The following is an 8,654-nucleotide window of genomic DNA, read 5'->3' as shown; positions in this document are numbered from 1 at the left end:
GGCTCTCGACACCCCGCTCAGCCCGCCAGATCTCTCCAACGAACCGGGGTCTGCTACTGGGCGCTCCGGTACCTACCCAGGCGGGACTCACACCCGCAGGCCTGATCCAACTTTCAGGACGCACCACGAGCCCGACCCTAGCGACGGCGACCGGCCGGGCTCACAGGATGGGCAGGTACCGGTCCCGTTCGAAGGGAGTGACCTGTCCGCGGTACTCGTCCCACTCCGCGCGCTTGTTCCGCAGGAAGAAGTCGAAGACGTGCTCACCGAGGGTCTCGGCGACCAGCTCGCTGCGCTCCATAGCCAAGATCGCCTCGTGCAGGTTCTGCGGCAGCGGCTCGATCCCGAGGGCCCGCCGCTCGGACTCGGTCAGCGACCAGACGTCGTCCTCGGCGCCCGGCGGCAGCTCGTAACCCTCCTGCACGCCCTTGAGCCCGGCACCAAGCAGCACCGCGAACGCCAGGTAGGGGTTGGCCGCCGAGTCGAGGCTGCGCACCTCGATCCGGGTGGAGTTGCCCTTGCCCGGCTTGTACATCGGGATCCGGACCATGGCCGAGCGGTTGTTGTGGCCCCAGCAGATGTAGGCCGGGGCCTCGCCGCCGCCGTAGAGCCGCTTGTAGGAGTTCACCCACTGGTTGGTCACCGCGGTGATCTCCGGGGCGTGCCGCAGCAGCCCGGCGATGAACGACCGCCCGGTCTTGGACAGCTGGTACTCGGAACCCGCCTCGTAGAACGCGTTGCGGTCACCTTCGAACAGCGACAGGTGGGTGTGCATCCCGGAGCCGGGGTGCTCGGCGAACGGCTTGGGCATGAACGAGGCGTAGACGCCGAGCTCGAGGGCCACCTGTTTCATGACCAGCCGGAAGGACATGATGTTGTCCGCGGTCGTCAGCGCGTCGGCGTACCGCAGGTCGATCTCGTTCTGGCCGGGCGCTCCCTCGTGGTGGCTGAACTCCACCGAGATGCCCATCGCCTCGAGCATGGTGATCGCCTGCCGGCGGAAGTCCTGGCCCAGCGCGTGCGGCGTGTGGTCGAAGTAGCCGCTGTGGTCGATCGGCACCGGCTCCTCACCCGGGCCCGGCTTGCGCTCGAACAGGAAGAACTCGATCTCCGGGTGGGTGTAGAACGTCAGCCCGAGGTCCGCGGCCTTGCCGAGGGCGCGCTTGAGCACGAACCGGGGGTCGGCGTAGGACGGCGTCCCGTCGGTGCTCAGGATGTCGCAGAACATCCGGGCCACGCCCGGCGACTCCGAGCGCCACGGCAGCACCTGGAAGGTGGCCGGGTCGGGGCGGGCCAGCATGTCCGACTCGTAGACCCGGGCGAAGCCTTCGATCGCCGAGCCGTCGAACCCGATGCCCTCGGCGAAGGCCCCCTCCAGCTCGGCCGGCGCGACGGCCACCGACTTCAGGAACCCCAGGACGTCGGTGAACCACAGTCGGACGAACCGGATGTCACGTTCCTCGAGCGTGCGGAGCACGAACTCCTGCTGCTTGTCCACGCTCGTCATCCTGTCCGCGCCGTGTTACCGCCGTGTTACCAGAATGATCATCTCTCTGCTCCGCCGTTGGAGGATGCTCCGACGGCGCACAGGCCGAATTTGGGGGAATTCTGGGTCGATCCCCTTGCGCGGCGACGGCCAGTCTGCAATCGTTTGCGCCAGCGGTGCCCCGCTGCCTTCCCCCGGAGGTGGCGGGGCACCGCCCGTTTCGGGGGCGATCGACCCTGACGGTGCCGCACTCGGTGGCGGCACCGTGGTTGTATGCGCAGGCTCCGGGTGGTGCTGACCATCGTCCTCGTGGCCCTGCTGACAGCCTGCAGCCCCGGAGGGGGCAGCGGGTCGTCGTCCGCGAGCGGATCCGCCCCCTCGGCGAGCGGGTCGGCCTCGCCGTCCGCCTCGGGTACGCCGACGACCGTGCTCGTGTACCTGGTGCGCGGCGAGAAGCTCGCAGCCGGCGGGGTGACCGTCACGCCGATCGACGCCGCGGTCGCGCGGGCTTCGGTCGAGGCACTGCTCGCCGGCCCGGACGCCGCAGCGACCTCCGGTGGGCTGACCACCACCATCCCCCGTGGGACCCGGCTACTGGACCTCGCGGTGCGGGGCTCCGTCGCTACCGTCGACCTGGCCGGCACGTTCGCCACGGGGGGCGGGTCGCTGTCGATGCAGCTGCGGGTCGCCCAGGTGGTGAACACGCTGACCCAGTTCTCCGGCATCTCCACCGTGGCCTTCCGGATCGACGGCAGGCCGGTGGCCGCCATCGGGGGCGAGGGGATCGGCGTGGACCCGCCGGTCGGGCCCGCCGACTTCGAGGGGGTCACCCCGCAGGTGCTGGTCGAGTCGGTCTGGCCCGGGCTGACCACCTCGAGCCCGGTGGCCTTCAAGGGGACGGCGAACACCTTCGAGGCCGTCGTCCAGTGGCGGCTGGAGCGGCCGGACGGGACGTTGGTCAAGCAAGGAGCGATCATGGCCACGTCGGGCACCGGGACGCGGGGCACCTTCGACGAGCACCTGGACCTGGGCAGCTTCACCGGGCCGGCGGTCCTGGTCACCGGGGGCGAGCGGGGCGACGTGGCCTCGATCCTGGTGGACGAGGTGCGCATTCCGTTCGTCGTCGGCTGAGCTCGTGCCGGCGTTACAGCGTGTCGGTGCCGTACGCCTGCCGTAGCTCGGCCAGGTCGCTTGGATCCGCGTGGCCCTCCCGCGCCAGCAGCGCGTCGACGTCGCGGAAGTACTCCTCGTAGCCGGCCGGCGTCAGCAGGAACACGATCAGCGCGTCCTCGTGACCCTCGTTGCGGAAGGCATGCGCGACGCCCTCCGGAACGGCCAGCACCGACCCGGGGCCAACCACCACCTCGTCGCCCGCCACCCGGAAGACAACCTCCCCGGACGCCACCATGAACTGCTCGGAGTGGTCGTTGTGGACGTGCTCCTCGGCACCCACCGAGTACGGCGGAAGCCGGTACTCGACCACCGCGAGCCGGCCGTCGGTGTCCGCGCCCGTGAGCCGCACGGTGTACTCCCCCGCGGCGGCCCGCAGGGTCTCGCCGTCCCCGTCGAGCAGCACCACCGGACCGGTCATCCCCCCAGTCTGCCCCCTGCGGGCTGCCCGGCCCGACCACGGCGGCCTCCCCTAGGCTCGGCGCATGCCGCAGCTGCGCCTGGCCATGGTCCAGGGCAACCCGACCGTGGGCGACCTCGAGGGCAACGCCGACCTCGTCGTGCGAGGGGTCGCCACCGCCGCCGAGCGGGGGGCCCAGCTGGTGGCGTTCCCCGAGATGTTCCTGACCGGCTACCCGGTCGAGGACCTCGCCCTGCGGCCGTCCTTCGTCGCGGCCAGCCGCTCGGCGCTGGACCGGCTCGCGCTCCGGCTGGCCGCGCAGGGGCACGGCGCGCTGCCGGTCGTCGTGGGCTTCCTGGACCGGCTGGACGCGCCGGAGCGGCTCGGCCTGCCCCGCAACCTCCCGCAGAACGCCGCGGCAGTTCTGCACGGGGGTCGCGTGGTGGCGCGCTACGCCAAGCACCACCTGCCGAACTACGGCGTGTTCGACGAGTACCGCTACTTCGTGCCGGGGACGCAGCCGTGCGTGGTGCGGGTCGGCGGGGTCGACGTCGCGCTGGCGATCTGCGAGGACCTGTGGCAGGAGGGTGGCCCGGTCGCCGAGACCAGGGCGTCCGGGGCCGGGCTGCTGCTGGTCATCAACGGCTCGCCGTACGAGCGGAACAAGGACGACGTGCGCCGGGAGCTGTGCCAGCGGCGGGCCGCCGACTCCGGCTGCACCCTTGCCTACGTCAACATGGTCGGCGGGCAGGACGAGCTGGTCTTCGACGGGGACTCCCTCGTCGTGGCCGCGGACGGCACGCTGCTGGCCAGGGCCGGGCAGTTCACCGACGAGCTGCTCGTCGTCGACCTGGACCTGCCGGCCGCCTCGAGCGACCGCGCCCCCCAGGCGCAGGTCGAGGCGCCCACCGTGGCCCTTCCCGCCATGGCGGCCGCAGCCGTGCCCGAGCGATTGTCCGACGAGGCCGAGGTCTACGCCGCCGTCACCCTGGGGCTACGCGACTACGTCCGCAAGAACGGCTTCGGCTCCGTGCTCATCGCGCTGTCCGGGGGCATCGACTCCGCGCTCGTGGCGGCCATCGCCTGCGACGCGGTCGGAGCCGAGCACGTCTACGGCGTGAGCCTGCCCAGCGCGTACTCCTCGCAGCACTCCCGGGACGACGCCGCCGACCTGGCGGCGCGGACCGGGCTGCATCTGCGGACGGTGCCGATCGCGCCGGTGTTCGACGCGTACCAGGGGCAGCTGCACCTGACCGGGCTGGCCGAGGAGAACCTGCAGGCGCGCATCCGCGGCACGACCCTGATGGGGCTGTCCAACCAGGAGGGCCACCTGGTGCTGGCCACCGGGAACAAGAGCGAGCTGGCGGTGGGCTACTCGACGATCTACGGCGACGCCGTGGGCGGGTTCGCGCCGATCAAGGACGTCGCCAAGTCGATGGTGTGGCGGCTGTCCCGCTGGCGCAACACGGTGGCGCAGGAGCCGGGCGAGACGCCGCCGATCCCGCCGTCCAGCATCGACAAGCCGCCGTCCGCCGAGCTGCGTCCCGGCCAGCTGGACTCCGACTCGCTGCCCGACTACGCGCTGCTGGACGACGTCCTCGACGACTACGTCGAGCAGGACCGCGGCGCCGCGGCGCTGGTCGAGGACGGTTTCGACCCGGATCTCGTCGAGCGGGTGCTGCGGATGACCGACACGGCGGAGTACAAGCGGCGGCAGTACCCGCCGGGGCCGAAGATCTCGTTCAAGGCCTTCGGCCGGGACCGCCGCCTGCCCATCACCAACCGCTGGCGCGAGTCCACCCACTTGCCAGGGTGAGGACGACGCATAGGTCGTCCGCACCCTGACAGGTCAGCGGGGGCGCAGGCCCTGGAGCACGCTGTCGACCAGGGACTCAGAGGTCCTGGGCTCGGGCGCCCCGGCCGCTGACTGCATCATGTTGAGGTAGAGCATCGGCGCGGCCAGCAGCGTCACCGCCAGGTCGACGTCGGTGTCCGGCGGCAGCTCGCCACTGGCGATGGCGTCCGTCAGCACGGCCTGGAACCGGGCCCGCCGAGGGGTGATGACCTGTCGGTAGAACATCTCGAACAGCTCGGGGTGGCTGGCCCCGTAGGCGAGCATCCGCGGCAGGATCCGGCCCCCGTGCGTCTCCCCACTCTTGCAGCGGATCTCGTCCACGAGCACGACCAGCCGGTCCCGCAGCGGGCCCTCGACCGGGGCCGGTGACAGGCTGTCGTTCATCCGGCCGAGCGCCGCCTCGACCAGGGCCTCCTTGCACGGCCACCGCCGGTAGATGGTGGCCTTGCCCACGCCCGCCCGGACCGCGACGGCCTCGACCGACAGCGCGTTGATGCCCTCCTCCGCGATCAGGTCGAGGGTGGCGTCCACGATGGCCTGGTCGGCCTCGGCGCTGCGCGGGCGACCACCGCGGTGCGGCGCGTCCGTGCCGTGCAGCCGACGCAGCTGGGGGTGCCGTGCCGTGACCATCAGGCCTCCACGGCGATCGCGGGCTCGGGTACCTCGTCGGCTCCGTGGTGAGCCCGCTGCGGCGGCGCGATCTTGGGCAGCATGAACCCCACGACGATCGCGGCCAGCAGCACGATGGTCGCGGACAGGGCCGTCGTCATGTGCGACGCGCTGAGGAACGCGTCGAACGAGGCGTTGCGCATGGCCGCGGCCTGCGGGGCGGGCAGGCCGGCGTGCACGGCCAGCCCGAGCACGTCCTGGGTCGCCACGACCGACTGCTTGGCCGCGTCCTGGGCCGCTGGGGGCAGGGGCGCCAGCGTGTTGCCAAGGTTGGCGGCGTACTTGGTCGCCAGCAGGGTGCCGACGATGGCGACGCCGAACGCGCCGAACACCTGCCGAACCGTGTTCTGGACGGCGGAGCCGGCCCCCACCCGAGCCAGCGGCAAGACGTTCTGCATCACGGTGGACGCCGGCGCGATCACACTGCCCATGCCCAGCCCGAAGAAGAAGAACAGCACCAGCAGCTGCCACTCCGGGGTGTCCAGCGACAGCCGCACCAGGAACGCCTGCGCCATGGCGACCACCAGCAGCCCCGTCGTCATGACCGGCCGGTAACCGAACCGGGCGACGAGCGCGGCGCTGCGAGGCGCCGAGGTCAGCTGGCCGACGGCGAACGGAAGGAAGAACAGGCCGGCCTGCAACGTGTCGTAGCCGCGCAGCACCTGCAGGTAGAAGGGCAACGAGAACGTGATGCCGCTCATCGCGAAGAACGCCAGGCTGACCGCGGTGAGGCTGACCGCATACCCGCGGTTGCGGAACAGCGAGACGTCGAACGACCGGTGATCGCTGCGGGCCTCCATGAAGAGGAACACTCCGAGGATCAACACGCCCGCAGCGATGGGGATCAGCACCGATGGCGAGGTCCAGGACAGCACCTCCGACGCCCGGATGATCCCGTAGACCAGCGACACCAGGCCGACGAACGAGATCAGCAACCCGGGCACGTCCAGCGCCTGCGGGTGCGGGTTGCGGGTCTCGGGGACCAGCCGGGCGACGCCAACCAGGCCCAGCAGCACGATCGGCACGTTGATCAGGAAGACCGAGCCCCAGTCGTTACCGGTCAGCCACGAGGACCACGCCGGGTGCTGCAGCAGCAGACCACCGATCACCGGGCCGAGGGCCACGGCACCGCCGACCGCGCCGGCCCACAGGCCGATGGCCCGGCCGCGCTCGTGCCGCGGGAAGACCACGGTGATGATCGCCAGGCTGACCGCCATGATCGCCGCGCCGCCCACGCCCATGACGGCCCGGAACGCGATGAGCATCCCGATGTTCACGCTGAACGCGCAGATCGCGGACCCGGCACCGAACACGACCAGCCCGATCAGCAGCACCCGGCGCCGGCCGTACATGTCGCCGAGCACGCCCCAGCTGAACAACAGCGCGGCGAAGACCAGGATGTAGGAGTCGACCGCCCAGACCAGGCCGCCCTGGGAGGCGTTGAGGTCCTTCTGGATGGTGGGCAGCGCGATGTTCAGGACCGTGTTGTCCAGCACGACGACGAGCAGGCTGACCAGCAGCACGCCGAGGATGGCCCAGCGCCTGGGGTGCCCCTCCTCAGTCGGGATCCAGTCCTTGCGGTGCGACCGGCTCGCGGCCGGGGCAGAGGCAGTGGGGTCGACGTGCACAGTTGCTCCTCAGATTCGAAACCGTTCCGTATCGTATCCTCGATAGGATAAGCCCACCCTTTCCGATACACAACCGTTCCGTTTCGGTGCGGGCATCCGCTGGGGGTAGCGACCGGACCGACTGCCCGCGGGCCACCGGCTGTGCCACCATGGATGCGTCCGTCCGTACGGGGACCTCACCCGAGGCCTCGAGATGGGAGACCACGATGTCCGTGCCTGCCCCCGGCTCAGGCGAGCTGCCGAGCCTCTACGGCGGCGCCGGTGAGCGTCGTCTCACGATCCGCGACCTGGCCACCGCGAAGCAACGCGGCGAGCGCTGGCCGATGATCACCGCCTATGACACCTTCGCCGCCGCGATCTTCGACCGGGCCGGCATCCCCGTCCTGCTCGTCGGGGACTCCGCGGCCAACGTGGTGCTGGGTCACGACACTACCGTGCCGATCACCGTCGACGAGCTGCTGCCCATGGTGCGCGCCGTTGTGCGCAGCACCCGCCGCGCGCTCGTGGTGGCCGACCTGCCGTTCGGCAGCTACGAGGCCTCGGCCGAGCAGGCACTGCAGACCGCCGTCCGGTTCCTCAAGGAGGGCGGCGCGCAGGCGGTCAAGCTCGAGGGCGGCCAGCGGGTGCTCCCCCAGGTGGAGGCGATGGTCAACGCGGGTATCCCGGTCATGGCGCACCTCGGGCTGACTCCCCAGTCGGTCAACGCGTTCGGCGGCTACCGGGTGCAGGGCCGCGGCGAGGCCGGCGAGCGGCTGCTGCGCGACGCCAAGGCGCTCGAGCACGCCGGCGCCTTCGCCGTCGTCCTCGAGGTCGTCCCGGCCGAGCTGGCCGAACGAGTCACCGCCACCGTGTCGATCCCGACCATCGGCATCGGGGCCGGCGCGGCCACGGACGCGCAGGTGCTGGTCTGGCAGGACCTTATGGGCCTCAACGAGCACCCACCGAAGTTCGTGCGGCCCTACGCCGACCTGCGCACGATGATGACCGACGCGGTGCAGGCCTGGGCCGGCGACGTCGTGTCCGGGGCGTTCCCGGACGCCGACCACTCCTACCAGTGACCCGGTAGCGACCGGAGGTCGCCCGGCCCTGACTACCGGGCGCCGACGAGCACATGGGCGTCCATGAGCTGCTGCTCCAGGACGCTGCGAGCACTGACGAGCGACGGCCCGTACCAGGTGAGGTGCCGCCCGGACAGCAGCGCGACCGGGATGTCGGCCAGCTCGTCCGGCCGGTCGTCGAGAGTGAACCGGAACGGCTCGTCGGGCAGCACCAGCAGCCCCGGATGGCGCTCCCGCATCAGCGCGGGAGACACCTTGGGGTAGCGCTCGGCCTCCCGGCCGAACACGTTGCCGACCCCCAGGTGCGCGAGCATGTCGCCGGCGAACGTGTCGCTGCCCAGCACCTGCCAGGGACGACGCCACACGGGCACCACGGCGGTCACCCACG

8 protein-coding genes are annotated in these 8,654 nt (G+C 71.3%); 3 read left to right on the top strand and 5 right to left on the bottom strand.

Going from position 1 to position 8,654, the window contains the following annotated elements; genetic code table 11:
- Positions 1 to 160: 160 nt before the first annotated feature.
- Positions 161 to 1,498 carry a glutamine synthetase family protein gene (locus tag VIM19_12435; GenBank protein ID HEY5185685.1) on the bottom strand — a complete coding sequence of 446 codons (1,338 nt, stop codon included), beginning with the start codon at positions 1,496 to 1,498 and terminating at the stop codon, positions 161 to 163.
- Positions 1,499 to 1,759: 261 nt separating this feature from the next.
- Between VIM19_12435 and VIM19_12430 the strand changes: the two genes are divergently transcribed.
- The gene (locus VIM19_12430) at positions 1,760 to 2,617 is read left to right on the top strand and encodes a GerMN domain-containing protein (GenBank protein ID HEY5185684.1); all 858 of its coding nucleotides are present in this window, start codon (positions 1,760 to 1,762) and stop codon (positions 2,615 to 2,617) included.
- Between the two features lie 13 nt (positions 2,618 to 2,630).
- Here VIM19_12430 and VIM19_12425 read toward each other — a convergent pair whose 3' ends face one another.
- Positions 2,631 to 3,077: a cupin domain-containing protein gene (locus VIM19_12425; protein HEY5185683.1), complete on the bottom strand. Its 447-nt coding sequence runs from the start codon at positions 3,075 to 3,077 to the stop codon at positions 2,631 to 2,633.
- Positions 3,078 to 3,141: 64 nt separating this feature from the next.
- Here VIM19_12425 and VIM19_12420 point away from each other — a divergent pair, with 64 nt between their 5' ends.
- A complete protein-coding gene (locus tag VIM19_12420) occupies positions 3,142 to 4,872 on the top strand; it encodes an NAD+ synthase (protein ID HEY5185682.1) in 1,731 nt (576 codons plus the stop codon).
- A gap of 33 nt (positions 4,873 to 4,905) precedes the next feature.
- Here the strand turns inward: VIM19_12420 and VIM19_12415 are convergent, their stop codons facing one another.
- Positions 4,906 to 5,541 carry a TetR/AcrR family transcriptional regulator gene (locus VIM19_12415; GenBank protein ID HEY5185681.1) on the bottom strand — a complete coding sequence of 212 codons (636 nt, stop codon included), beginning with the start codon at positions 5,539 to 5,541 and terminating at the stop codon, positions 4,906 to 4,908.
- Positions 5,541 to 7,208 (bottom strand): MFS transporter, encoded by a 1,668-nt coding sequence (locus tag VIM19_12410; protein ID HEY5185680.1) that lies wholly within the window; start codon positions 7,206 to 7,208, stop codon positions 5,541 to 5,543. The genes VIM19_12415 and VIM19_12410 overlap by 1 nt, the downstream gene beginning before the upstream one ends.
- Before the next feature lie 206 nt (positions 7,209 to 7,414).
- On the opposite strand from VIM19_12410, the gene panB reads away from it, so the two are divergent.
- Positions 7,415 to 8,266, top strand: coding sequence for a 3-methyl-2-oxobutanoate hydroxymethyltransferase (gene panB / locus VIM19_12405; protein ID HEY5185679.1), 852 nt, complete (start codon positions 7,415 to 7,417; stop codon positions 8,264 to 8,266).
- A gap of 32 nt (positions 8,267 to 8,298) precedes the next feature.
- Here panB and VIM19_12400 read toward each other — a convergent pair.
- A partial coding sequence (locus tag VIM19_12400; GenBank protein ID HEY5185678.1) for a helical backbone metal receptor occupies positions 8,299 to 8,654 on the bottom strand: 356 nt, incomplete at its 5' end.

It is taken from the genome of Actinomycetes bacterium (genome assembly GCA_036510875.1).
Lineage (GTDB): Bacteria > Actinomycetota > Actinomycetes > Prado026 > Prado026 > DATCDE01.
This window is presented reverse-complemented; position numbering and strand designations above follow the sequence as displayed.

Excerpts from the sequence above, each read along its gene's own strand:
- VIM19_12415 (HEY5185681.1), bottom strand. The coding sequence starts at position 5,541 with ATGGTCACGGCACGGCACCCCCAGCTGCGTCGGCTGCACGGCACGGAC.
- VIM19_12420 (HEY5185682.1), top strand. The coding sequence starts at position 3,142 with ATGCCGCAGCTGCGCCTGGCCATGGTCCAGGGCAACCCGACCGTGGGC.
- VIM19_12425 (HEY5185683.1), bottom strand. The coding sequence starts at position 3,077 with ATGACCGGTCCGGTGGTGCTGCTCGACGGGGACGGCGAGACCCTGCGG.
- panB (HEY5185679.1), top strand. The coding sequence starts at position 7,415 with ATGTCCGTGCCTGCCCCCGGCTCAGGCGAGCTGCCGAGCCTCTACGGC.
- VIM19_12430 (HEY5185684.1), top strand. The coding sequence starts at position 1,760 with ATGCGCAGGCTCCGGGTGGTGCTGACCATCGTCCTCGTGGCCCTGCTG.